General features: G+C 39.9%; 18 protein-coding genes, 3 tRNA genes, 4 rRNA genes and 1 other RNA gene. 17 read left to right on the forward strand and 9 right to left on the reverse strand.

Features of this window, described 5'->3' with window-relative positions:
* The first annotated feature begins 15 nt into the window (after positions 1-15).
* From CKV78_RS09840 to fbaA, 4 genes are all read left to right on the forward strand, one after another.
* Positions 16-711 carry a ribonuclease T2 family protein gene (locus CKV78_RS09840; RefSeq protein ID WP_005764066.1) on the forward strand — a complete coding sequence of 232 codons (696 nt, stop codon included), beginning with the start codon at positions 16-18 and terminating at the stop codon, positions 709-711.
* Positions 712-827: 116 nt separating this feature from the next.
* Positions 828-1,991 (forward strand): phosphoglycerate kinase, encoded by a 1,164-nt coding sequence (pgk, locus tag CKV78_RS09845; protein WP_005764065.1) that lies wholly within the window; start codon positions 828-830, stop codon positions 1,989-1,991.
* Positions 1,992-2,045: 54 nt separating this feature from the next.
* Positions 2,046-2,486 carry an Sbal_3080 family lipoprotein gene (locus tag CKV78_RS09850; protein WP_005764063.1) on the forward strand — a complete coding sequence of 147 codons (441 nt, stop codon included), beginning with the start codon at positions 2,046-2,048 and terminating at the stop codon, positions 2,484-2,486.
* A 76-nt stretch (positions 2,487-2,562) separates the two neighbouring features.
* Positions 2,563-3,642: a class II fructose-bisphosphate aldolase gene (gene fbaA / locus CKV78_RS09855; protein ID WP_005764062.1), complete on the forward strand. Its 1,080-nt coding sequence runs from the start codon at positions 2,563-2,565 to the stop codon at positions 3,640-3,642.
* A gap of 216 nt (positions 3,643-3,858) precedes the next feature.
* Here fbaA and CKV78_RS09860 read toward each other — a convergent pair whose 3' ends face one another.
* The 3 genes from CKV78_RS09860 to metN are packed head-to-tail and all read right to left on the reverse strand — an operon-like array spanning position 3,859 to position 6,448.
* Positions 3,859-4,686 (reverse strand): MetQ/NlpA family lipoprotein, encoded by an 828-nt coding sequence (locus tag CKV78_RS09860; protein ID WP_005764061.1) that lies wholly within the window; start codon positions 4,684-4,686, stop codon positions 3,859-3,861.
* A 45-nt stretch (positions 4,687-4,731) separates the two neighbouring features.
* Positions 4,732-5,421, reverse strand: coding sequence for a methionine ABC transporter permease (locus tag CKV78_RS09865; RefSeq protein WP_005764060.1), 690 nt, complete (start codon positions 5,419-5,421; stop codon positions 4,732-4,734).
* On the reverse strand, positions 5,414-6,448 hold the full coding sequence (gene metN / locus CKV78_RS09870; RefSeq protein ID WP_005764058.1) for a methionine ABC transporter ATP-binding protein MetN: 1,035 nt from the start codon (positions 6,446-6,448) through the stop codon (positions 5,414-5,416). Before metN ends, CKV78_RS09865 begins: the two co-directional genes overlap by 8 nt.
* 188 nt (positions 6,449-6,636) lie before the next feature.
* Here metN and gmhB point away from each other — a divergent pair, with 188 nt between their 5' ends.
* The 8 genes from gmhB to CKV78_RS09910 all read left to right on the forward strand — a co-directional run bounded on the left by gmhB (position 6,637) and on the right by CKV78_RS09910 (position 12,944).
* On the forward strand, positions 6,637-7,224 hold the full coding sequence (gmhB, locus tag CKV78_RS09875; RefSeq protein ID WP_095075316.1) for a D-glycero-beta-D-manno-heptose 1,7-bisphosphate 7-phosphatase: 588 nt from the start codon (positions 6,637-6,639) through the stop codon (positions 7,222-7,224).
* A 302-nt stretch (positions 7,225-7,526) separates the two neighbouring features.
* Positions 7,527-9,068: ribosomal RNA gene (locus CKV78_RS09880) — 16S ribosomal RNA — on the forward strand.
* 96 nt (positions 9,069-9,164) lie between these two features.
* A tRNA-Glu gene (locus tag CKV78_RS09885) sits at positions 9,165-9,240 on the forward strand.
* 190 nt (positions 9,241-9,430) lie between these two features.
* A 23S ribosomal RNA gene (locus CKV78_RS09890) occupies positions 9,431-12,326 on the forward strand.
* A gap of 136 nt (positions 12,327-12,462) precedes the next feature.
* Positions 12,463-12,578: ribosomal RNA gene (gene rrf / locus CKV78_RS09895) — 5S ribosomal RNA — on the forward strand.
* 51 nt (positions 12,579-12,629) lie between these two features.
* Positions 12,630-12,745 (forward strand): 5S ribosomal RNA (gene rrf, locus CKV78_RS09900).
* The 16S, 23S and 5S rRNA genes sit together here with 3 tRNA genes alongside, the layout of an rRNA operon.
* 12 nt (positions 12,746-12,757) lie before the next feature.
* A tRNA-Asp gene (locus CKV78_RS09905) sits at positions 12,758-12,834 on the forward strand.
* A 34-nt stretch (positions 12,835-12,868) separates the two neighbouring features.
* Positions 12,869-12,944 (forward strand) — tRNA-Trp (locus tag CKV78_RS09910).
* A gap of 263 nt (positions 12,945-13,207) precedes the next feature.
* Here CKV78_RS09910 and CKV78_RS09915 read toward each other — a convergent pair.
* The 4 genes from CKV78_RS09915 to CKV78_RS09930 are packed head-to-tail and all read right to left on the reverse strand — an operon-like array spanning position 13,208 to position 17,495.
* Positions 13,208-14,377, reverse strand: a complete 1,170-nt coding sequence (locus tag CKV78_RS09915) for an FAD-dependent 2-octaprenylphenol hydroxylase (RefSeq protein ID WP_005764793.1) — start codon at positions 14,375-14,377, stop codon at positions 13,208-13,210.
* Positions 14,378-14,380: 3 nt separating this feature from the next.
* Positions 14,381-15,586 (reverse strand): 2-octaprenyl-6-methoxyphenyl hydroxylase, encoded by a 1,206-nt coding sequence (gene ubiH / locus CKV78_RS09920; protein ID WP_005764795.1) that lies wholly within the window; start codon positions 15,584-15,586, stop codon positions 14,381-14,383.
* Positions 15,587-15,598: 12 nt separating this feature from the next.
* The gene (gene pepP, locus CKV78_RS09925) at positions 15,599-16,924 is read right to left on the reverse strand and encodes a Xaa-Pro aminopeptidase (RefSeq protein WP_005764797.1); all 1,326 of its coding nucleotides are present in this window, start codon (positions 16,922-16,924) and stop codon (positions 15,599-15,601) included.
* Positions 16,925-16,949: 25 nt separating this feature from the next.
* The gene (locus CKV78_RS09930; protein ID WP_032855648.1) at positions 16,950-17,495 is read right to left on the reverse strand and encodes a YecA/YgfB family protein; all 546 of its coding nucleotides are present in this window, start codon (positions 17,493-17,495) and stop codon (positions 16,950-16,952) included.
* A gap of 134 nt (positions 17,496-17,629) precedes the next feature.
* Between CKV78_RS09930 and CKV78_RS09935 the strand changes: the two genes are divergently transcribed.
* The 3 genes from CKV78_RS09935 (at position 17,630) to CKV78_RS09945 (ending at position 18,781) form a co-directional block, all read left to right on the forward strand.
* Positions 17,630-17,932, forward strand: coding sequence for a cell division protein ZapA (locus CKV78_RS09935; RefSeq protein ID WP_032855649.1), 303 nt, complete (start codon positions 17,630-17,632; stop codon positions 17,930-17,932).
* An 80-nt stretch (positions 17,933-18,012) separates the two neighbouring features.
* Positions 18,013-18,195, forward strand: a non-coding RNA gene (gene ssrS / locus CKV78_RS09940) — 6S RNA.
* A gap of 16 nt (positions 18,196-18,211) precedes the next feature.
* Positions 18,212-18,781: a 5-formyltetrahydrofolate cyclo-ligase gene (locus tag CKV78_RS09945; protein ID WP_005764803.1), complete on the forward strand. Its 570-nt coding sequence runs from the start codon at positions 18,212-18,214 to the stop codon at positions 18,779-18,781.
* A 47-nt stretch (positions 18,782-18,828) separates the two neighbouring features.
* Here the strand turns inward: CKV78_RS09945 and CKV78_RS09950 are convergent, their stop codons facing one another.
* Positions 18,829-19,611, reverse strand: coding sequence for an outer membrane protein assembly factor BamD (locus CKV78_RS09950; RefSeq protein WP_032855650.1), 783 nt, complete (start codon positions 19,609-19,611; stop codon positions 18,829-18,831).
* 111 nt (positions 19,612-19,722) lie between these two features.
* On the opposite strand from CKV78_RS09950, the gene rluD reads away from it, so the two are divergent.
* Both rluD and pgeF read left to right on the forward strand, forming a co-directional pair.
* Positions 19,723-20,697 (forward strand): 23S rRNA pseudouridine(1911/1915/1917) synthase RluD, encoded by a 975-nt coding sequence (gene rluD, locus CKV78_RS09955; RefSeq protein WP_005764808.1) that lies wholly within the window; start codon positions 19,723-19,725, stop codon positions 20,695-20,697.
* A gap of 9 nt (positions 20,698-20,706) precedes the next feature.
* Positions 20,707-21,441: a peptidoglycan editing factor PgeF gene (gene pgeF / locus CKV78_RS09960; RefSeq protein ID WP_005764811.1), complete on the forward strand. Its 735-nt coding sequence runs from the start codon at positions 20,707-20,709 to the stop codon at positions 21,439-21,441.
* A 94-nt stretch (positions 21,442-21,535) separates the two neighbouring features.
* On the opposite strand, the gene CKV78_RS09965 is transcribed toward pgeF, so the two are convergent.
* The gene (locus CKV78_RS09965) at positions 21,536-23,113 is read right to left on the reverse strand and encodes an autotransporter outer membrane beta-barrel domain-containing protein (protein WP_081442242.1); all 1,578 of its coding nucleotides are present in this window, start codon (positions 23,111-23,113) and stop codon (positions 21,536-21,538) included.
* Positions 23,114-23,380: the final 267 nt, after the last annotated feature.

Consider the following 23,380-nt stretch of genomic DNA (forward strand, 5'->3'; position numbering starts at 1 on the left):
TGAAATAGGAATTTTATGAACGAAAAGAAAACGCTTCAGCTTTCCATCTTTGTGGTTTGTTTCTTAATGTTTTTATTATCGGGTTGGTATTATTTTTCCAAACAGAAAAAAGCCGTCGAAGTCATTGTAGATCGTAACTATGATTACATAATGAAAAATGATTCGATTGGCCAAAATGCTGATGCACCAACTGATTATTACACTTTTGTCCTTTCTTGGTCTCCTGCCTTCTGTGAAAAACAACGCACTCGTTATGGCGACAACCTTCCAAAATCTTTACAGTATCAATGTGGATTAACGCAACAATTCGGTTGGATTATTCATGGATTATGGCCACAAAACAAGCGTGCGAGATCGGTATCGGATCAACCACGTTTTTGTAAAGGCGACTTGCCAATTGTGCCACAAGAATTAATCGAACAATATTTACCAGAATCACCTAGCGCCAATTTGTTGCAAGGTGAATGGGAAAAACATGGTGCTTGTGCATTTGATAACGCCAAAGCGTATTTTGAAAAACAACGTGAATTATACCGCACTTTAAAACTACCAAATTATGAATTGACGCGTAATGAGTTATTTCAATGGTTACGTAAGAATAACAAACACTTAAAAGATGTGTATTTGGGTGCGAGTCGCAATGAGCTTTTCATTTGTTATGACTTGGACTGGAATGTAATGGATTGCCCAAGAAGTCGAACTGGGTATTAATTTTTATTTATTAAATAATGAAAATTGTTTGATCTAACGCAGTACAGCCTAGTTAGAAAGGGGTATAATACCTTCAGTTTTCAGGTTTTTTAATTTAACTAGTAAGAGGATGAAATATGTCAGTAATCAAAATGAAAGACTTAGATTTAGCCGGCAAACGTGTGTTTATTCGTGCAGATCTGAACGTACCAGTAAAAGATGGTAAGGTGACTTCTGATGCACGTATTCGTGCAACCATTCCTACTTTAAAACTTGCGCTTGAAAAAGGTGCAAAAGTAATGGTGACTTCACACTTAGGCCGTCCTACTGAAGGTGAGTTTGATGAAGCAAGCTCACTCCAACCCGTTGTTGATTACTTAAATGCGCATTTGGATGTGCCGGTTCGCTTAGTTCGTGATTATTTAGATGGCGTTGAAGTGAAAGAAGGTGAAATCGTTGTTTTAGAAAACGTCCGTATTAATAAAGGTGAGAAGAAAAATGATCCTGAATTAGGTAAAAAATATGCCGCACTTTGTGATGTATTCGTGATGGATGCATTCGGTACAGCTCACCGCGCACAAGCATCAACTTACGGTGTTGCAGAATTCGCCCCAGTAGCTTGTGCAGGTCCATTACTTGCAGCTGAATTAGATGCGTTAGGTAAAGCGTTAAAAGAGCCTGCTCGTCCGATGGTTGCAATCGTTGGTGGTTCTAAAGTATCAACTAAATTAGAAGTATTAAATTCTCTTTCAAAAATTGCTGACCAAATTATCGTTGGTGGTGGTATCGCAAATACATTTATTGCAGCAGCTGGCCATAATGTAGGTAAATCACTTTACGAAGAAGATTTAATCCCAGTAGCGAAAAACTTAGCTGCAAGCACAGATATTCCTGTACCAGTTGATGTGCGTGTAGGTTTAGAGTTCTCTGAAACTGCGGAAGCAACTGAAAAAGCAGTAAATGAAGTGAAAGATGACGAGTCAATTTTTGATATCGGTGATAAATCAGCAGAACAATTAGCGGAAATCATCAAAAACGCAAAAACTATTCTTTGGAATGGTCCAGTGGGCGTATTTGAATTCCCTAACTTCCGTAAAGGTACTGAAATCATTTCTCACGCAATCGCAAATAGTGACGCTTTCTCAATTGCAGGTGGCGGTGACACTTTAGCTGCGATCGATCTATTCGGTATCAAAGATAAGATTTCTTATATCTCAACTGGTGGTGGCGCATTCTTAGAATTCGTTGAAGGTAAAGTATTACCAGCAGTAGAAATTTTAGAAAAACGTGCAAATGGTTAATGATGGTATGGGCAACTAGTGTTGCCCATTCTATCGATTAAGAGAAAAATAATAATGTCTAGAGTTGTATATTCATCTTTATCTATTATAGCTCTCGCTTTTTTATCTGGTTGTACATCAATTCAAGTATTGCCTGTGGCAAGAGAAGAATTTAAAAATATTCATGAAATTTGTATTATAAGAAATCCCATTGTAATAGTCTCAGATTTTGTTCCTGTTGTTGAATCGCGTTTGATGCAATACGGTATCAAGGCTCGTAAAGTAGAAGAGCATAATGCTGATAGTTGTACTTATACCTTACGTTATTCTGCAAAACGTTCTTGGGATATTGTAACTTATTTATCTTGGGCAAGATTGAAGCTGTACAAGAAGGATAAAGAAATTGCTAGTGCCGAATATTCATTAGTAGGAAAAGGTGGACTAGCATTAACTAAGTATCAATCTGTTGAAACGAAAATGAATCCTGTGATAGATCAGTTATTAGGACGCCCTTGATTGCTTATCTTCAATATAAATCACGTTTGATAACTGTACTTTTAACACAACAACTTAACTTTAGAAGGAAAAGGAAATGGCCAAATTATTAGATATTGTAAAACCTGGTGTAGTAACTGGTGATGACGTTCAAAAAATCTTTGCTTACGCAAAAGAACATAACTTCGCAATTCCAGCGGTAAACTGTGTGGGTTCAGATTCAGTTAACGCAGTATTAGAAACTGCAGCACGGGTAAAAGCACCAGTAATTATCCAATTCTCAAATGGTGGTGCACAATTCTACGCAGGTAAAGGTTTAAAACCAGCAAGTGGCACTCGTGCTGATGTATTAGGCGCAATCGCAGGTGCAAAACACGTTCACGCATTAGCTGAAGAATACGGTGTGCCAGTGATTCTTCACACTGACCATGCTGCGAAAAAATTATTACCTTGGATTGATGGCTTATTAGATGCAGGTGAAAAATACTTCGCAGAAACTGGTAAACCATTATTTTCATCTCATATGATCGATCTTTCAGAAGAGCCAATGGACGAAAATATGGCAATCTGCCGTGAGTACCTTGCTCGTATGGACAAAATGGGGATGACATTAGAAATTGAAATCGGTATCACTGGTGGTGAAGAAGATGGCGTAGATAACTCTGATGTAGAAGAATCTAAACTTTATACTCAACCAGAAGACGTACTTTACGTTTATGATCAATTAAGTCCAGTAAGCCCACGTTTCACTGTTGCTGCTGCATTCGGTAACGTACACGGTGTTTACAAACCAGGTAATGTGAAATTAAAACCATCTATTTTAGGTGCTTCACAAGAATTCGTTTCTAAAGAACGTAATCTTCCAGCGAAATCGATCGACTTCGTATTCCACGGTGGTTCAGGTTCAAGCCGTGAAGAAATTCGTGAAGCAATCAGCTATGGTGCAATCAAAATGAATATCGATACTGATACACAATGGGCATCTTGGGAAGGTATCTTAAAATTCTATAATGCAAATAAAGATTATCTTCAAGGTCAATTAGGTAACCCAGAAGGTCCTGACGCACCAAACAAAAAATACTACGACCCACGTGTTTGGTTACGTAAAATGGAAGAATCTATGTCTAAACGCTTAGAGCAATCTTTCGAAGACTTAAACTGTATTGACGTATTGTAATTTAAGAAATTTGCAAAAAATCAACCGCACTTAGTTACAAGACCCCAGCATCAGCTGGGGTTTTTTGTAGGGTATAAAACTACAATTTACTTTCTTTATAAATAAAATGAATCAAGTGTTAAAAGATAAATACAGAAAAAAATGACCGCACTTGATAAACAAAAAATCCCCAACAGAGATGGGGATTTCTTGTATCAGACTTTTATAAAGGTGAAATTACCAACCTTTTACAACGCCGTCTTTGAAGTGTTTGACTGCTTCTTGGTAAACTTCATCGCTTTGGAATGCTTTTACGAAGTCTCTTAATGTTTCGTTGTCTTTATTGTCTTCACGAGTGACTAATAAGTTTACATATGGAGAATCTTTATCTTCAACAAAGATACCATCTTTTTCGCGGCTTAAACCATGCTGTGCTGCATAAGTGTTGTTGATTACTGCAAAATCAACGTCATCTAATGTACGAGCCAGTAGTGAAGTTTCAACTTCTTTGATTACAACATTTTTCGGATTTTCAACAACATCGATTGAAGTTGAGAATAAGTTGTTTGAATCTTTTAATTTGATCACACCTTGTTTTTCTAAAAGAATTAGTGCTCGACCTAAGTTACTTGGGTTGTTAGGTACGGCAATGATTGCACCTTCTCTTAACTCAGAAACGTTTTTTATTTTTTTAGAGTATGCAGCGATTGGGAATACGAAAGTGTTACCAACGATTGCAAGTTTGTAACCGCGTTGTTCTACTTCTTTATCCATATATGGTTTGTGTTGGAATGCGTTTGCATCTAAATCGCCTTTTGATAATGCATCATTTGGTTGTGTGTATTCAGTGAATTCCACTAATTTCACATCAATGTTGTATTTTTCTTTTGCGATTTTTGCTGCAACCTCAGCAACTTGTGCCTCCGCACCAGACATTACGCCTAATGTTAATTTACGTGCAGCTGGCTCTTGTGGTGCAGTTGCTGCTGTTTTCTCATCTTTACAGCCGATTAATGCCACTGCTGAGAAAAGGGTCGCTAGACCTAAAAGTTTGGTTAATTTCATAGAATAAATCCTCTTAAAAGATGTTGTGTTAGTTGATTGTTATTACTAGCGATGATCAAAATGTTTTGCTAAATCATCACCCAATTTTTGGCTTAACATTACGATCAATACGATAATGATAGTTGCGATCCATTTTACATAGACCATATTGCGATGTTCGCCGTAAGTAATTGCAAGGTTACCTAAACCGCCACCGCCGACAGCTCCCGCCATTGCTGAGTAACCAATTAATGCTACTAAGGTTAGCGTGATGCCGTTAATCAAAATGGGAATTGACTCTGGTAAATAGTATTTTGTTACGATTTGCCAGTTTGTCGCTCCCATAGATTTTGCCGCTTCGGTTAATCCACTTGGGATCTCCAGTAATGCGTTTGATGTTAATCTCGCAAAGAATGGAATTGCAGAGACACTCAAGGGCACGATAGCGGCAGTTGTTCCTAATGTTGTTCCCACGACTAAACGAGTGAATGGCAATAGGATGATTAATAAAATAATAAATGGAATTGAACGGCCAATATTAATAATTATGTTTAACGCTTGGTGAGCTCTTTGGTTTTCCAAAATCTCGCCTTTACCCGTTAAGAAGGCTAAAAAGCCAATGGGTAAACCAATCACAATCGCAAATAAAGTTGCGACAAAGCCCATATAAAGTGTTTCAAGTGTTGAGAGACCAACAAGCTCCCAAATTTTTGGTGTGAGCTCATTGTTAAAATCTGCCCAAAGTTGATCAAACATAGCCTAATACCTCAACTTTTACGTTATGTTCCATTAAATATGCTTTTGTTTTTGTAATTGCATCATCATCACCTTCCATTTCAGCAATCACGAAACCAAATTTTACGCCACCTGCATAATCAATTTGCGAGGTTAAAATGCTTAAATCTACACCAAAAATTTTAGATGCTTGCGATAACACTGGCGCATCAACAGTACGTCCTGTAAATTCAAATTTCACAATTGGCCAAGAAGTTCCTGATTTTGGCGTGTCAGATAAATTTTCCATATATTCTTCAGGCAAGTGGATATGGAAAGTTGAGCGGATAAATTCTTTTGCAAGTTGTGTTTTCGGGTTAGAGAAAATTTCACTTACAGAACCTTGTTCAATTAACTGACCTTTATCAATTACTGCCACTTGATCACAAATACGTTTAACCACTTCCATTTCGTGAGTAATTAACAAGATTGTAATATCTAAAGTGCGGTTAATTTCTTTCAATAATTTTAAGATTGACTGCGTAGTAGCAGGATCTAATGCACTTGTTGCTTCATCACAAAGCAATACTTTTGGTTCGCTTGCCAATGCACGTGCAATTGCCACACGTTGTTTTTGCCCGCCTGATAAGTTTGATGGATAAGCATCTTTTTTATCTGCTAGACCAACTAGCGCTAATAATTCATTGACTTTACGTTCAATTTTTTCTTTTGGCTCGTTTTCTAATTCTAATGGTAGTGCAACGTTGCCAAATACTGTTCTTGATGTTAGTAAGTTAAAATGCTGGAAAATCATTCCAATATTACGACGCTCGTGAACAAGCTCTGCATTTTTAAGTTGAGTTAAATCTTTACCGTCCACAATCACAGTACCTGCAGATGGGACCTCAAGTAAGTTAACACAACGAATTAAGGTACTTTTACCTGCACCAGAAGCACCGATGACGCCACAAATCTGCCCTTTTGGTACGTGAAGTGACACATTATCAAGTGCGGTCAGTTTTTTCCCTGAAACCTCAAAAATTTTACTAATGTTTTCTAGCTTAATCATATAAGCCCTTAAATACTTCTTTTTTATAACGATGGACTAGCATTTTAGACGTCTGGATTGCTATGTCAATACATATTCAAAATATTTTTATAATTATTGGTTATCAGATAAAAGCGATAATCCACTATTTGCTAATGTAGAGAAGAAAAGTGATAATGACCTTATTAATACGTAATAAAGGAATTGAAATGAAAAAAGCAGTATTTTTAGATCGTGATGGCACATTAAATATTGATTATGGCTATGTACACCAAATTGACCAATTTCAATTTATTGAGGGTAGTATTGAAGCATTGCAACAATTAAAAGCAATGGGCTATCTATTAGTATTAGTGACGAATCAATCTGGTATTGCACGAGGATATTTCTCTGAAGATCAATTTTTACAGCTTACAGAATGGATGGATTGGTCATTGGCAGATCGTGGAGTTGATCTTGATGGCATCTATTATTGCCCTCATCATATTGATGGGCAGGGTGAGTATAAACAAGACTGTGATTGCCGTAAGCCGAAATCTGGAATGTTGTTGCAAGCGATTAATGAATTAGGAATTGATCCAGAACATTCTTTTATGGTGGGTGATAAAGTAGAGGATCTTTTAGCTGGAAAAGGTGCAAATGTAAAAACAAACATTTTGGTTAGAACAGGTAAGCCTATTACAGAAGAAGGGGAAAATCTTGCTGATGAAGTTATTGAATCAATAGCAAAATTGCCTCAGTTGATAAAACGACTAAAAAATAACGGAAATATAACGCAAAATATCCAAAAAGTTTAAAAAAACATCACTCAATAAAAAATCACAAAAAAATTGTAAAAAGGGGTTGCAAAGGGTGATGAAATGCCTATAATACGCAGCACACAACGACGCGACGTTGTAAACGAATTAATAAATACACTCGCGTCGTTGTTTTTTGTTCTTTAACAATATATCAGACAATCTGTGTGGGCACTTGTTGATTGATTTCATTTTGAAAAAATTTAATTATTGAAGTCTTAATAGGTGCTTAAACTGAAAATTCATAAACTTTTGAAGTGAATGTAAACTTTAGCTAAGCAGTTTATTGAGCGATTGAACTTGAATTGAAGAGTTTGATCATGGCTCAGATTGAACGCTGGCGGCAGGCTTAACACATGCAAGTCGAACGGTAGCAGGAAGAAAGCTTGCTTTCTTTGCTGACGAGTGGCGGACGGGTGAGTAATGCTTGGGAATCTGGCTTATGGAGGGGGATAACTGTGGGAAACTGCAGCTAATACCGCGTAGTATCGAGAGATGAAAGGGTGGGACCTTCGGGCCACCTGCCATAAGATGAGCCCAAGTGGGATTAGGTAGTTGGTGGGGTAAAGGCCTACCAAGCCGACGATCTCTAGCTGGTCTGAGAGGATGACCAGCCACACTGGGACTGAGACACGGCCCAGACTCCTACGGGAGGCAGCAGTGGGGAATATTGCGCAATGGGGGGAACCCTGACGCAGCCATGCCGCGTGAATGAAGAAGGCCTTCGGGTTGTAAAGTTCTTTCGGTAATGAGGAAGGGGTATTATTGAATAGATAATATCATTGACGTTAATTACAGAAGAAGCACCGGCTAACTCCGTGCCAGCAGCCGCGGTAATACGGAGGGTGCGAGCGTTAATCGGAATAACTGGGCGTAAAGGGCACGCAGGCGGACTTTTAAGTGAGATGTGAAATCCCCGAGCTTAACTTGGGAACTGCATTTCAGACTGGGAGTCTAGAGTACTTTAGGGAGGGGTAGAATTCCACGTGTAGCGGTGAAATGCGTAGAGATGTGGAGGAATACCGAAGGCGAAGGCAGCCCCTTGGGAATGTACTGACGCTCATGTGCGAAAGCGTGGGGAGCAAACAGGATTAGATACCCTGGTAGTCCACGCTGTAAACGCTGTCGATTTGGGGATTGTGCTTTATGCATGGTGCCCGAAGCTAACGTGATAAATCGACCGCCTGGGGAGTACGGCCGCAAGGTTAAAACTCAAATGAATTGACGGGGGCCCGCACAAGCGGTGGAGCATGTGGTTTAATTCGATGCAACGCGAAGAACCTTACCTACTCTTGACATCCAAAGAAGGCCGTAGAGATATGGCTGTGCCTTCGGGAACTTTGAGACAGGTGCTGCATGGCTGTCGTCAGCTCGTGTTGTGAAATGTTGGGTTAAGTCCCGCAACGAGCGCAACCCTTATCCTTTGTTGCCAGCGATTTGGTCGGGAACTCAAAGGAGACTGCCAGTGACAAACTGGAGGAAGGTGGGGATGACGTCAAGTCATCATGGCCCTTACGAGTAGGGCTACACACGTGCTACAATGGTGCATACAGAGGGCGGCGAGACGGCGACGTTGAGCGAATCTCAGAAAGTGCATCTAAGTCCGGATTGGAGTCTGCAACTCGACTCCATGAAGTCGGAATCGCTAGTAATCGCAAATCAGAATGTTGCGGTGAATACGTTCCCGGGCCTTGTACACACCGCCCGTCACACCATGGGAGTGGGTTGTACCAGAAGTAGATAGCTTAACCTTCGGGAGGGCGTTTACCACGGTATGATTCATGACTGGGGTGAAGTCGTAACAAGGTAACCGTAGGGGAACCTGCGGTTGGATCACCTCCTTAACCGAAAATGGAACGACTGCAAGTGTTCACACAGATTGTTTGATAAATTGTGTAAATGAAAAAGCAATGGCAAAGTGGAGAGCATCTTTAAATGCTGTCCCCATCGTCTAGAGGCCTAGGACATCGCCCTTTCACGGCGGTAACCGGGGTTCGAATCCCCGTGGGGACGCCATTTAAAGATGACTTTTGTTGTCTTTATTGTTCTTTAAAAAATTGGAAACAAGCTGAAAAACTGAAGAGATTTTCGAAAGAAAGTCTGAGTAGAAAAATCTTGTATGAAAAAGGCATACAAGTATTAGCGTTTAAACACAACAGTTAAGTAGAAAATAGTAAAGTATTACTAAAAATACTTGAGGTTGTATGGTTAAGTGACTAAGCGTACAGGGCGGATGCCTTGGCAATCAGAGGCGATGAAGGACGTGCTAATCTGCGAAAAGCTTGGATGAGTCGATAAGAGGCGTTTAATCCAAGATGTCCGAATGGGGAAACCCAGTAGATGAAGAATCTACTATCGTTACTTGAATTCATAGAGTAACGAGGCGAACCGGGAGAACTGAAACATCTAAGTACCCCGAGGAAAAGAAATCAACCGAGATTCTGTGAGTAGCGGCGAGCGAAAGCGGAAGAGCCAGTAAGTTTTAGCAAATGCATTAGAAGAACATTCTGGGAAGGATGGCGGCACAGGGTGATAGCCCCGTATTCGACAATGCCTATGTGGAACTAAGCTTACGATAAGTAGGGCGGGACACGAGAAATCCTGTTTGAAGATGGGGGGACCATCCTCCAAGGCTAAATACTCCTGATTGACCGATAGTGAACCAGTACTGTGAAGGAAAGGCGAAAAGAACCCCAGTGAGGGGAGTGAAATAGAACCTGAAACCCTGTACGTACAAGCAGTGGGAGCCTGTAAGGGTGACTGCGTACCTTTTGTATAATGGGTCAGCGACTTATATTTTGTAGCGAGGTTAACTGAATAAGGGAGCCGAAGGGAAACCGAGTCTTAACTGGGCGATTGAGTTGCAAGGTATAGACCCGAAACCCGGTGATCTAGCCATGGGCAGGTTGAAGGTTGGGTAACACTAACTGGAGGACCGAACCGACTAATGTTGAAAAATTAGCGGATGACTTGTGGCTGGGGGTGAAAGGCCAATCAAACCGGGAGATAGCTGGTTCTCCCCGAAATCTATTTAGGTAGAGCCTTGAGCGGACACCTTCGGGGGTAGAGCACTGTTTCGGCTAGGGGTCCATCCCGGATTACCAACCCGATGCAAACTGCGAATACCGAAGAGTGATACTCAGGAGACACACGGCGGGTGCTAACGTTCGTCGTGGAGAGGGAAACAACCCAGACCGCCAGCTAAGGTCCCAAAGTCTATATTAAGTGGGAAACGAAGTGGGAAGGCTTAGACAGCTAGGATGTTGGCTTAGAAGCAGCCATCATTTAAAGAAAGCGTAATAGCTCACTAGTCGAGTCGGCCTGCGCGGAAGATGTAACGGGGCTAAAATATAGCACCGAAGCTGCGGCATCAGATGTAAATCTGTTGGGTAGGGGAGCGTTGTGTAAGCGGATGAAGGTGAATCGAGAGGTTTGCTGGACGTATCACAAGTGCGAATGCTGACATAAGTAACGATAAAACGAGTGAAAAACTCGTTCGCCGGAAGACCAAGGGTTCCTGTCCAACGTTAATCGGGGCAGGGTGAGTCGGCCCCTAAGGCGAGGCTGAAAAGCGTAGTCGATGGGAAACGGGTTAATATTCCCGTACTTGGATAAACTGCGATGTGGGGACGGAGAAGGTTAGGTTATCGACCTGTTGGATGGTCGTTTAAGGTAGTAGGTGGAAGATTTAGGCAAATCCGGGTCTTCTTAACACTGAGAGCTGATGACGAGGTGCTACGGCACTGAAGTAACTGATACCACGCTTCCAGGAAAAGCCACTAAGCTTCAGGTTTATCTAAACCGTACTGAAAACCGACACAGGTGGTCAGGTAGAGAATACTCAGGCGCTTGAGAGAACTCGGGTGAAGGAACTAGGCAAAATAGCACCGTAACTTCGGGAGAAGGTGCGCTTACCGTAATTGTAGTCCCTTGCGGACGAAGGTGAAGTAAGTCGAAGATACCAGCTGGCTGCAACTGTTTATTAAAAACACAGCACTCTGCAAACACGAAAGTGGACGTATAGGGTGTGATGCCTGCCCGGTGCTGGAAGGTTAATTGATGGTGTTATCGAAAGAGAAGCTCCTGATCGAAGCCCCAGTAAACGGCGGCCGTAACTATAACGGTCCTAAGGTAGCGAAATTCCTTGTCGGGTAAGTTCCGACCTGCACGAATGGCATAATGATGGCCAGGCTGTCTCCACCCGAGACTCAGTGAAATTGAAATCGCCGTGAAGATGCGGTGTACCCGCGGCTAGACGGAAAGACCCCGTGAACCTTTACTATAGCTTGACACTGAACATTGAATTTTGATGTGTAGGATAGGTGGGAGACTAAGAAGCAGGCACGCCAGTGCTTGTGGAGTCGTCCTTGAAATACCACCCTTTAACGTTTGATGTTCTAACGAAGACTGCGGAACGTGGTCTCGGACAGTGTCTGGTGGGTAGTTTGACTGGGGCGGTCTCCTCCCAAAGCGTAACGGAGGAGCACGAAGGTTTGCTAATGACGGTCGGACATCGTCAGGTTAGTGCAATGGTAGAAGCAAGCTTAACTGCGAGACAGACAAGTCGAGCAGGTGCGAAAGCAGGTCATAGTGATCCGGTGGTTCTGAATGGAAGGGCCATCGCTCAACGGATAAAAGGTACTCCGGGGATAACAGGCTGATACCGCCCAAGAGTTCATATCGACGGCGGTGTTTGGCACCTCGATGTCGGCTCATCACATCCTGGGGCTGAAGTAGGTCCCAAGGGTATGGCTGTTCGCCATTTAAAGTGGTACGCGAGCTGGGTTTAGAACGTCGTGAGACAGTTCGGTCCCTATCTGCCGTGGGCGTTGGATGATTGATTGGGGCTGCTCCTAGTACGAGAGGACCGGAGTGGACGCATCACTGGTGTGCCAGTTGTCTCGCCAGAGGCATTGCTGGGTAGCTAAATGCGGAAGAGATAAGTGCTGAAAGCATCTAAGCACGAAACTTGCCAAGAGATGAGTCATCCCTGACTTAAAGTCAGTAAGGGTTGTTGGAGACTACGACGTAGATAGGCTGGGTGTGTAAGTGTAGTGATACATTGAGCTAACCAGTACTAATTGCCCGAGAGGCTTAACCATACAACGCTCAAGTGTTTTTGGGTGTAGGTGAGAGACGCTAAGCAAAGCAATAACGCAGACGAAAATTGGAAAGACTCATTAGACAGCTTGTTTCGAATTAAAGAACAAAGACAATAAGATAACATCAACGGGATATCTTGGCGGCGATAGTGCAGTGGACCCACCTAATTCCATGCCGAACTTAGAAGTGAAACGCTGTTACGCCGATGGTAGTGTGGGGTTTCCCCATGTGAGAGTAGGTCACCGCCAGGTCATTATTTGATTAGTTTATTTAGTAATAAGTGAGCTAATCAAATAAAATTTTTTGGTAGCCATAGTGCAGTAGAACCACCTAATTCCATGCCGAACTTAGAAGTGAAATGCTGTTATGCCGATGGTAGTGTGGGGTTTCCCCATGTGAGAGTAGGTCACTACCAAATACCAAATTTTGCGGAGCGGTAGTTCAGCTGGTTAGAATACCTGCCTGTCACGCAGGGGGTCGCGGGTTCGAGTCCCGTCCGTTCCGCCATTTATTTAAGCGAATTAAGTTTCGCTTTAACTATAGGGGCGTAGTTCAATTGGTAGAGCACCGGTCTCCAAAACCGGGTGTTGGGAGTTCGAGCCTCTCCGCCCCTGCCACCATATTTAAATAAAGCCGTAAGTAAATCATAAGCTTACGGCTTTTTTTTTGTTTTCTTAATGTTTTCCTTTATTACTATTTTTATCACTTATATTTTAGGCTATTGCAAGTTGTGATTTTATAAGCATAATTAACCAATTCCTGATATTAAAGGGCGGTCTATTTTTTTAAAATGTAGTAATATGTATTTCAGAAAAATCAGCATATACATTCTAGAGAATAAAAAAAGCGTGGTTTGATATAACTTGAAACACACTTTTATTTATAAGCCTAGAGCTTGTTTCATCAATTCTGTTTTGATAAAAGGAAGTTGGTTTGTAGCTCTTAACCCCACGCCTCTAATCAGTTTTTTCAGTGGGTTATCACCGTTAAACAGATCTTTTAGTCCTTGCATTGCAATAAGCATTTTTACTGCTTCTGTTTTTCTGGTGCGCTCATAAGTACGTAAATAACGGTATTCACCAATATCTAAGTGCTTATCAAGATTGATTTTAATATTTTGAGCGAGAGAAATGACATCTTGAAAACCTAAATTGACACCCAGTCCAGCTAGTGGATGAATAGTGTGTGCGGCATCTCCGACTAATGCAATTCTATTTTTTGCGAAGTCTCTAGCATAGCGAGCAGTGAGTTGGACTGTTTGTCTTTTAGATTTCACTTTACATAAGCCTAATCGCATATCAAATGCAACAGCAAGTTTTTGGTTAAATTCTTCTTCATCACATTGTGATAAATATTCTGCTTGTTCTGCTGGTTGTGACCAAACAATTGAGCTTAAATGAGTTTGATGTAATGGTAAAAAGGCGAGAATGCTATCTTCAGAAAAGATTTGTCTTGCACATTGGCCGTGTGGTTCAATACTTTCTACATTGCATACTAAAGCATGGTGACCATAATCGCGGAAAATCAAAGGAATATCAGCTTGTTTTCTCACCCAAGAATTTGCACCATCTGCACCTACAATTAATTTGGTCGATAACATTTGACCATTATTCAATGACAGAATGGCATTATCTTCAGTGATGGCGAAACTTTGTGGAAGTGCGGTAATAATTTCTACATTTTTTTGTGTCGTGACTTTATGCCATAAGCAATGTTGAATTAAATGGTTTTCGACAATATGTCCCAAATGAGAGAGTCCAAGCCCTTGTGTATCAAATTGGATATTAGCAAAACTGTCTTTTTCCCATACAGACATTTTGTCATAAGCAGTCGCTCGTAACGCAAGGATATCGTCCCATACGCCAAGTTCTGTTAATAAGTGTTGGCTTGCAAGATTTAATGCGCTGACTCGATTGGTAACTTGTTCAGTTGGTATTTTTGGTGGAAAACCTTCAATCACTATAATACGCAATCTGCTTTCTTTTAAACTTGCTGCTAGAGCAAGACCAACCATTCCTCCACCAATAATGGCTAAATCAAATGTTTTCATAAACTACATCCATCCTAATGTTGGTTTGGCAAAATGCTGACGTAATAATTTTGACTGCGCCAATGCCATTAATCCTAACGTTCGTCCAATTTGTAATGGGAATAAATTATTTGCAAAAATAGAAAGCAAGCCATCAGTTAGATTGATGATTTGCTGTTGATCTGGTGATCGTAGCACTTCGTAAACCTGTAAATTCGTGTAGCTACCAAGATCTTGTTGTTTTAAATAAAGTGCTGAAAGATGTTGTGAAAGTTGTATAACATCTCGAATACCAAGATTAAACCCTTGTCCCGCAATTGGATGCAATGTTTGTGCTGCATTACCTACTAATGCAATACGATGCTGAATGTGTTGCTCTGCTTGATAGAGATTCAGTGGATAAGTGAAACGTTTTCCACATTCTAATAACTTACCTAAGCGCCAGCCAAAGTGCTGTTGAAGTTTTTTGAGGAATGTTTTGTCATCTAATTGTATTAACTCATCAGGACTTTGTACGCACCAGACTAACGACATTAAGTTGTCTTGCATTGGCAATAACGCGACAGGACCTTCTGAAGTGAAACGTTCAAAAGCTCGGAATTGATGTGCTTGTTGCGGTTTGATGTTTGTAATGATCGCAGTTTGTTGGTATTCCCTGACGCATTTTTGCGAGATATTTGCGGCTTTGGCGACGGCAGATTGCGTGCCATCAGCACCAATGAGTAGAGAGCCAGTTAAAGTGCGGTCATTTTTAAGCAAGATTTTGACATCCTCTTGGTTGAGTTGAATCTGTTCAATTTCAACAGGGGAAAGATAATCAATATTAGGGTATTGTTTAATCGCTTTTAACAGCACATCGCCCATTTGATTCAACTCGATGACAGCACCAAGTTGTGAAAGGTGAAATTCTTCAGCAGTAAATTCAGTTAATCCGCTGTGTCCTTTATCTGACACGTGAATTTTCTTAATCGGTGTACTTAGATGCTTCGATAGTTGCCATAAATTTTTACTATCAGGTAATTTAATTTGTGCTAAGCGTTGGCAGCTACCATCAGATAATGCGATGCAACGAGCATCAAAACCACTTTGTTTATGATGATGTGCTACTTGTTTTTCTAAAATAGCAATCTTCATTTTCCCTTGTGTTTGGTAGCTAAGTGACAGAGCTAATGTAACCCCTGTCATTGCTCCACCAACAATCATAACATCGTAACTCGTCTCTTGGAGCATCGTAGTATCCTTTTATCGATTTGCCATCAGTTTTTCTATGTCTTCGACTTCTTTTGGCACAGCTGAAGTTAAATTTTTATTGCCGTATTCAGTGATAAGCAGATTATCCTCAATTCTCACACCAATACCTTTGTATTGCTCTGGCACATCAGCTTTTTCAGAAATATAAAGACCTGGTTCTACTGTTAGTACCATCCCAATTTCTAATGGACGATCACGCACCTTACTATTGCGGTTGTTATTGTGCTGATCTTTACTGTAACTACCCACATCGTGAACGTCCATTCCGAGCCAGTGGCCTAATCCATGCATATAGAATTGGCGATGGGCTTCATTTTCAATAAGTTCGTCCACATCACCTTTTAGGATACCTAGTTTGACTAAGCCTTCTACTTTAATTCGGACCACTTCATCGTTGGCTTGTTGAATAGAGTTACCAGGAATGAGTAATTCAATTGCACGTTTTTGCGCTTTTAACACAATCTCATAAATTTCACGTTGTGCCGGGCTGAATTTACCATTCACAGGGAAAGTACGAGTAATATCGCCTGCATACATTGCAAATTCACAACCCGCATCAATTAACACAAGTTCGCCGTCTTTGAGTGGCATATCATTTTCAGTGTAATGCAGAATACAAGCATTTTCTCCGCCTGCGACAATTGAATTATAGGCAGCGGCACGTGCGCCAAAACGGTTGAATTCGTGTAATAATTCGCCTTCAATTTCATATTCCATTCGATTTGGGCGCATTTTTTGCATCGCTCGAATATGCGCAAGCGCAGAAATTTGCCCTGCTTGTTGCATTAATGCGACTTCATTTTTTGATTTGAAAAGACGCATTTCATCAAGCATTTCTTTCCATGATAAAACTTTTTCTAAATCTACCGTACTTTTTGTAAGCAGTGCATCTGCCCAAGTATGAAGATCTTTTGTGTGATAAAGAGCGGTCGTATTTGCTAAAATTTTTGGCAGTTCTACTGCAAATTCATCAATTGAAAATGCACTATCAATTTGTAATTTAGCTGGGGCGTTATCCACACCTAAACGGCGGCCGTTCCAAGTTTCTAAAAGCGGGTCGGAAGGGCGAACAAAAATACTCGTGTGTGCCTGACCTTGTTTTTTGGTTAAAATAAAAATCGAATTTGGTTCATTGAATCCAGTTAAATACCAAAAATAGCTGTCTTGACGGAAAGGAAAACTGCAATCATTGCTGCGACGATGTTCAATTTCTGAGAAAAGAATGAATGCAGAATTATCTTGCATTTGTTCAAAAACACGCACTCGGCGTGAAATAAATTCCTCTTGTGGCAAACTTGCCATATAGGCTAAATCCATTTTTTCATCCCCTTTAAATTACAGATTAATGTAGCACTGGTTTTTGTTCCGTTTGAGGTTGGAAATGTGAGAACAACAAGCAAGCAATAGTGCGTACATACTCGATAATTTCTTCTAATGCTTCGCTGAGTTCTTCTTTTTCATCACTTTCATCGTATCCAAGTTGGCAAATATCGTGTAAATCATCTAAGGCTTCACCAATATCACCTTTTTCTTTATCCAATTTTGGTTGTGCTAGGCCTAAACCAAGTAAAAAATGGTTTGCCCACTCAGAGAGTGCATCTGCACGTGCAAAAATATCATCCTCATTTTCTGGTAGCCATAATTGAAAATCAAAACCGTCAATATCTGCGAGTTTTTTACTAATATGTTGGTGAATTTTAGTAACTTCAGATAAGAGTGTGGTCGGGTAGGCATGGTTTTCATTGGTGAATTGATATAAAAGTGGTAGCCAACTTTGATCGTTAATTCCACCACAGATTAACCCACTGAGAAAACCGTGTAATTCTGCAGCAGAAACGGCAATGCCAGAATTTTTTAATTGTTGAGAAAAGTCGGAATACGACGGCATACTTTTACCCTTAGTTAATTTCATAATAAATTGTGTTCAGTTTACCACTCTCACGCTATGCAACCAATAATTAGACGGATTTTTTTAGCTATGGCATAATAATCTACAAAATAATTATGCATTGTGGAGGCAAGATGTCGTCTAAAAGTATTGAAGTACCTGTATTGGGACAGGTGTTACGTTTAAATTGTCCAGAAGAACAACACGATTCCTTACGACAAGCTGCAAAAGAACTTGATTTACGCGTGTCGGAAATGAAAGAACGTACAGGTATTTTACAATTAGATAGAGTCTTAGCTGTTGTTGCATTAAATTTGAGTTATGAATTAATGCAAGAGAAGCAAAAAAATATCTCCATTGAAAATGTGTTGAAGACGCGTATTGAACAACTTGACCATTCCCTTGATACCATTTTGACGCCGAAATCGCACAGTTAATCTGCGGTTAGATGTAATGTCGTTTGTGGAATGGAATTAGCACTAGTCAATATCCCTAAATTACGTTAGTATAGAGTAAAGTTTACCTGAGGTGTTCGCCAGTAGGTTATGTCCCTGAGCCGATACTTTTATTTTTATGAATTGGTTTCTAATTGTTGGTGAGCATGCTTAGTTTTACTAAGAAGCCTAAAAATGATTATAACCGATTCCCTTGAACCGTTGGGTTCAAGGACTGGCACTTACAGCGGCATCTCGGGTTCTTCTTTCTTTTAATGTTTTATGAAAAACACTTCTCAACTTCGTCAGCAAATCCGTCAAAAAATCAGGCAAAATCGTCAAAAATTGACCGCACTTGAACAAGCTCAAGCTGAAAATTCGATTACTCAACAAGCCTTAGCATTCATTGAAAAGCACAATGCGCAACATATTGCACTCTATTTAGCTTTTGATGGAGAGATTTCTACACGAGGTTTGATAGATGCACTTTGGGCACAAGGTAAATCTGTTTATTTACCTGTTCTACATCCATTTTGTGCCGGGCATTTATTGTTTTTACGTTATTTGCCAGAGACCGCAATGTGTCAAAATAAATTTGGTATTTTTGAGCCACAATTGAATGTACAAAACGTGTTGCCTTTATCTGAATTAGATATGATCTTTACACCACTTGTAGCGTTTGATAAGGCAGGAAATAGGTTAGGAATGGGCGGTGGCTTTTATGATCGCACTTTGCAAAATTGGCAGCAGAAATTATTTTTACCAGTAGGGCTTGCCCATAAATGCCAAGAGATTGAGTCCTTACCAACGGAAAGTTGGGATATACCGCTTGCTCATATTTTTGTAGGATAAAAAAATAGGGCAAGCATTCGCTTACCCTACCTTATTCCAATCATTTATTATTGTGGTAATACTTTCGGATCTGCTGGTTTTTCAACTTCAGTAAATTGTTTATCTTTATTTGCTTCAATGATTTTCGCTGTTTGTGCTGCTAAATCCGTTAAATTCATTTTTTCGTAAGCCTGTTGCATTAATGGTAATGCTTCGTGGGTGGCTTGTGTATCTGGATATTGTTGCAACATTCCCACTACACGGTTTGCGACCGCAATATGCGCATCGCGTTTTGCATAGAATTTTGCAATAGATAATTCGTGGCGAGCAAGGCTTGCTTTAATATATACCATACGCGCTAACGCATCTTTTGCATAAGGGCTGTTTGGGAAGTGTTGCACTAATGTTTGGAAGTTAGCAAATGCAGCTTTAATTGAGCTATTTTCACGAGTTGCACGATCTACACCAAATAAGTCTTGAATATAGTTATCACCCAATGCAGAGTTGGTTAAACCTGCCATATAAAGTACATAATCTAAGTGAGAGCTTTGTGGATATTCTTGTAAGAAACGATCTGCGTACACCAATGTTTTTGTGTAATCTTGTGTTTTATAGTTCGCAAAAATTAAATTCAGAAGAGCTTGTTCGCTGTGGCTACTGCCAGGGAAACGGTTACGGACAGCTTCTAAGTAACGGATAGATTGTGAATAATCACCATCTTGTAAGTAAGTTTGACCCGCATTATAGAGTTCTTCTTCTGGGCGTTGTTCAACCTCATTATTGGAGCTTGAGCAAGCTGTTACAGCTAATGCGGTTAAAGCAATAAGGGTGAACGATTTTAATTTACGCATTGGATAATCCTTATTTTTACGAGCAATGATAAATGAGTTACAATAACTTAATCTTAATATTGTATATAACATTATTAAATAAGCAAACTTCATTAACGGATTTTTTTATTTATGGCACAAATTACCTTGTCGGCTGAAGTTCAGCTATCTCAAATGGGGCAACGTTTAGACCAAACTTTGGCGGAATTGTTCCCAGATTATTCACGTTCGCGCTTAAAAACTTGGATAGAAGACGAGCTTGTTTTGGTCAATGGTGAAGTGGTGATCCTACCTCGTGCTAAAGTGTATGGTGGTGAGCAAATTGAAATTACGGTAGAAATTGAAGAAGATAGCCGCTTTATGCCTGAGAATTTACCTTTGAATATTGTGTATGAAGATGATGATATTTTAGTGATCAATAAGCCTAAAGATTTTGTGGTACACCCTGGTGCAGGAAATCCAACTGGCACAGTACTCAATGCATTGCTGTATCATTATCCACAAATTGCGGAAGTGCCTCGTGCAGGGATTGTGCATCGTTTAGATAAAGACACTACTGGTTTAATGGTGATTGCGAAAACTATTCCTGCGCAAACTAAGTTAGTCCGAGACTTACAAAAACGCAAAATTACGCGTGAATACGAGGCGATCGCAAGTGGCATTATGACGAAAGGTGGCATGGTGGATCAGCCAATGGCTCGTCACCCAACTAAACGTACCCAAATGGCCGTTCATCCAATGGGCAAACCTGCGATTACCCATTACCGTATTATGGAGCGTTTCCGTAATTACACGCGTTTACGTTTACGTTTAGAAACAGGACGTACTCACCAAATTCGTGTTCATATGGCGCATATTGCTCACCCATTATTAGGTGATCAAACCTATGGTGGTCGTCCTCGTCCTCCGAAAAATGCGAGTGAAGAATTTATGGCAGTATTGCGTGATTTTAAACGCCAAGCATTACACGCAATTATGTTACGCTTAAAACACCCAATTACAGGTGAAATGATGGAGTGGTATGCACCATTACCAGAGGATTTCATACAGCTAGTCGAGGCATTAAAAGCTGATTACTTGCTACATAAAGACGAATTAGACTATTAAGGAACTGCAATGAAAGCTATCAAACCCAATTGGCAAGCACCACAAGGTGTTCATGCGTGGAGTACTTTAAGAGAAGGTGGTGTGAGTAAACCACCTTTTGATAGCTTTAATTTAGGCGATCACGTTAATGATGATAAAAATGCGGTCAAAGTTAACCGCACTTTGTTAGTCGAGCGATTCAGTCTGCCACAGTATCCTACCTTTTTAAATCAAACTCATAGTACTAACGTATTGCGTTTGTCTTCAAATGAGAACCAAATTGAAGCTGATGCTGTTTATACTGATCAGCCGAATCAAGTTTGCTTGGTTATGACTGCTGACTGTTTACCTGTGTTATTTACCAATAAAGCAGGCAATGAGGTCGCTGCAGCACACGCCGGTTGGCGGGGATTATGTGATGGTATCTTAGAGAAAACAATTGCTGAATTTAAATGTGAGTCTTCACTAATTATGGCATGGCTAGGACCTGCAATCGGACCTGAAAAGTTTCAAGTTGGTAAAGAAGTAGTTGAGCAATTTATTGCACAGCAACCAGAAGCAGAATGTGCCTTTACGTTGGATCCAAGCGAGCCAAACAAATATCTTGGCAATTTATATTTGTTAGCAACACAACGCCTAAATCGTTTGGGAATTACTAAAATTAGTGGTGGAGAGCATTGTACATTCAAGGAACAAGATAAGTTTTTTTCTTATCGACGAGAAAAGCAAACGGGGCGAATGGCATCTTTAATTTGGTTTGAATAGGTTTGTTTCCAGCAAAATATTAAAATACACAAAAGTGCGGTAAAATTCTGAGAAATTTTACCGCACTTTTATTTATGCTTATGGTCTGTAGATATTAGAAGGTTACTTTAAAGCCGACTTGAACTTGCGTTTCTTTATACGCTTGTTTACTTCTACGTTGTCCAACCGTTGCCCACATTTGCATATTTGGACCGACTTTCGCTTCAATACCTGTGTTGTACTCTACAAAACGTTTTGTTCCCTCAATAGCTTTACGGCGACCATTAACATAGGTGCCGAAGTCTTTTGAATTATGAACTAAATTTATTTCAACGTAAGGTTTAATATTGATTTTAGAACGGCTTACATGGCTATCAAGTAATAATTTTGTACCAATTTTAGTTTGGATATTTCCGTGACCAAAACCTACAAATGTGGTACCAGCACTATCAATATAGTTCTTTGGTTTTACACCTTGCCAAGTAATTTGCATCTGGGGCTGTACACTAATACGGTGTCTTTCTAAACTATCTACTCGATATTCAGTAAGAGGTAAGTGATATCCAGTTTCAACAGAGGCTGTAAAGCCTTTTGATGTGTAGTTAGCTTTACTTTCAGGTGAGTTAATTTCGTTTTTAAACCATTGATATTGTAACCAGCTATTCACGAATAGACCTGATTTACTAGAATCATCTTTTTGCCAAGCATAATAAGCACCCACAGAGTAACCTTTTACTTTTGCAGAAGCAGAATCTTTATCGGCTGAAATAGTCGAAGTTTGCTGCGCATATCCTAAGATATAACCTACTTTAGAGGTATAATTCACTTCGCGATCTTCACCTAATACAATAGAGTAATTTTTTGAGCTTAAGTGTGTTGAGCCATTGCTCATTTTATGATGCGCTCTACCTTTAGTCGCTTTAATCCAAATTCCCGGCAAGTCATGTTGACGATAGAAGTTGGTTATCCCTAAGCGTTCACTAAGAGTGATACTGAACATATTATTAGCAGCATAAAGATTGCTTGCGTAACTTGCCATAGCTGCATTATAGCGAGGTTCTATCACTTTAGGCATTTCTGGTGCTTTAGGTTTTTCTGGCTTCGGTATAGGCATAGGTTGAGGAACAACCTCAGGATTCTCTGATACTTCATTTGCTACAGCTACCTCTGCCAATGGGGATGGAATAACTTCTAGAGAGGTTTCTGCAGCAGATAAAATATTATTTACATTTGCAACTATTGGGCTTGCATCAGCTGTAACTACATTTTCTTTGTCCAAAGTATTAGTATTGTTCGCTGCCGCTCGACGAAAAGCACTTCTTGGTCTCTCGCTGATATTGTCAGGCGTTTTAGAAACTTTTTTATTATTTATGACCTGATTTGCTGATGGAGTAAGTAATTTGTCTATACCCAAGTTTACACTTCCCATTGTTTCTTTTAACAATGAGCTCATCGTGAGTCTATTTAGCTCTGGGAGTTGCATATCAACTACATTTGCTGCTAAAAGGGAAGTATTAGCTAGACTATTTCCATTATGCGAATTATTGAGATCGGATTTGAGTGTATCAAGAGTATTATTGACTGTTGAACATCCATTTCTACATTCATTAATAGTTTGCATATTAGAAATAGAATAATTTGAATAGAGAAAAATTAATGACGCTAAAGGAAGGGTAGCGTATCGAATCTTCATAAAGTTATCCTATTTTAATATTAAAAATTGGTTAATCATTTTAAAAATTAATTTGTGGCATTATAACGCTTATTTGCTTAAAAATGATACAAGAAAATCCAATATTGACATTTCTTTACAAAATAAAAATCAAGTTTATTGTGATTAAATAATATTCAACTATGGTGTTAAATAGAATAAGTATTTGTTCTATTTTTATTTAAAATAAAAGAGAGATTGATTTAATTTATAATTAAAGTGAATTATTTCATTATTTGTTTTTTTTAT

This window comes from Pasteurella dagmatis (assembly GCF_900186835.1).
Lineage (GTDB): Bacteria > Pseudomonadota > Gammaproteobacteria > Enterobacterales > Pasteurellaceae > Pasteurella > Pasteurella dagmatis.

What these genes read in the sequence shown, in the direction of transcription:
- CKV78_RS09840 (WP_005764066.1), top strand. Translation starts at nt 16, where the DNA reads ATGAACGAAAAGAAAACGCTTCAGCTTTCCATCTTTGTGGTTTGTTTC.
- pgk (WP_005764065.1), top strand. Translation starts at nt 828, where the DNA reads ATGTCAGTAATCAAAATGAAAGACTTAGATTTAGCCGGCAAACGTGTG.
- CKV78_RS09850 (WP_005764063.1), top strand. Translation starts at nt 2,046, where the DNA reads ATGTCTAGAGTTGTATATTCATCTTTATCTATTATAGCTCTCGCTTTT.
- fbaA (WP_005764062.1), top strand. Translation starts at nt 2,563, where the DNA reads ATGGCCAAATTATTAGATATTGTAAAACCTGGTGTAGTAACTGGTGAT.
- CKV78_RS09860 (WP_005764061.1), bottom strand. Translation starts at nt 4,686, where the DNA reads ATGAAATTAACCAAACTTTTAGGTCTAGCGACCCTTTTCTCAGCAGTG.
- CKV78_RS09865 (WP_005764060.1), bottom strand. Translation starts at nt 5,421, where the DNA reads ATGTTTGATCAACTTTGGGCAGATTTTAACAATGAGCTCACACCAAAA.
- metN (WP_005764058.1), bottom strand. Translation starts at nt 6,448, where the DNA reads ATGATTAAGCTAGAAAACATTAGTAAAATTTTTGAGGTTTCAGGGAAA.
- gmhB (WP_095075316.1), top strand. Translation starts at nt 6,637, where the DNA reads ATGAAAAAAGCAGTATTTTTAGATCGTGATGGCACATTAAATATTGAT.
- CKV78_RS09915 (WP_005764793.1), bottom strand. Translation starts at nt 14,377, where the DNA reads ATGAAAACATTTGATTTAGCCATTATTGGTGGAGGAATGGTTGGTCTT.
- ubiH (WP_005764795.1), bottom strand. Translation starts at nt 15,586, where the DNA reads ATGCTCCAAGAGACGAGTTACGATGTTATGATTGTTGGTGGAGCAATG.
- pepP (WP_005764797.1), bottom strand. Translation starts at nt 16,924, where the DNA reads ATGGATTTAGCCTATATGGCAAGTTTGCCACAAGAGGAATTTATTTCA.
- CKV78_RS09930 (WP_032855648.1), bottom strand. Translation starts at nt 17,495, where the DNA reads ATGCCGTCGTATTCCGACTTTTCTCAACAATTAAAAAATTCTGGCATT.
- CKV78_RS09935 (WP_032855649.1), top strand. Translation starts at nt 17,630, where the DNA reads ATGTCGTCTAAAAGTATTGAAGTACCTGTATTGGGACAGGTGTTACGT.
- CKV78_RS09945 (WP_005764803.1), top strand. Translation starts at nt 18,212, where the DNA reads ATGAAAAACACTTCTCAACTTCGTCAGCAAATCCGTCAAAAAATCAGG.
- CKV78_RS09950 (WP_032855650.1), bottom strand. Translation starts at nt 19,611, where the DNA reads ATGCGTAAATTAAAATCGTTCACCCTTATTGCTTTAACCGCATTAGCT.
- rluD (WP_005764808.1), top strand. Translation starts at nt 19,723, where the DNA reads ATGGCACAAATTACCTTGTCGGCTGAAGTTCAGCTATCTCAAATGGGG.
- pgeF (WP_005764811.1), top strand. Translation starts at nt 20,707, where the DNA reads ATGAAAGCTATCAAACCCAATTGGCAAGCACCACAAGGTGTTCATGCG.
- CKV78_RS09965 (WP_081442242.1), bottom strand. Translation starts at nt 23,113, where the DNA reads ATGAAGATTCGATACGCTACCCTTCCTTTAGCGTCATTAATTTTTCTC.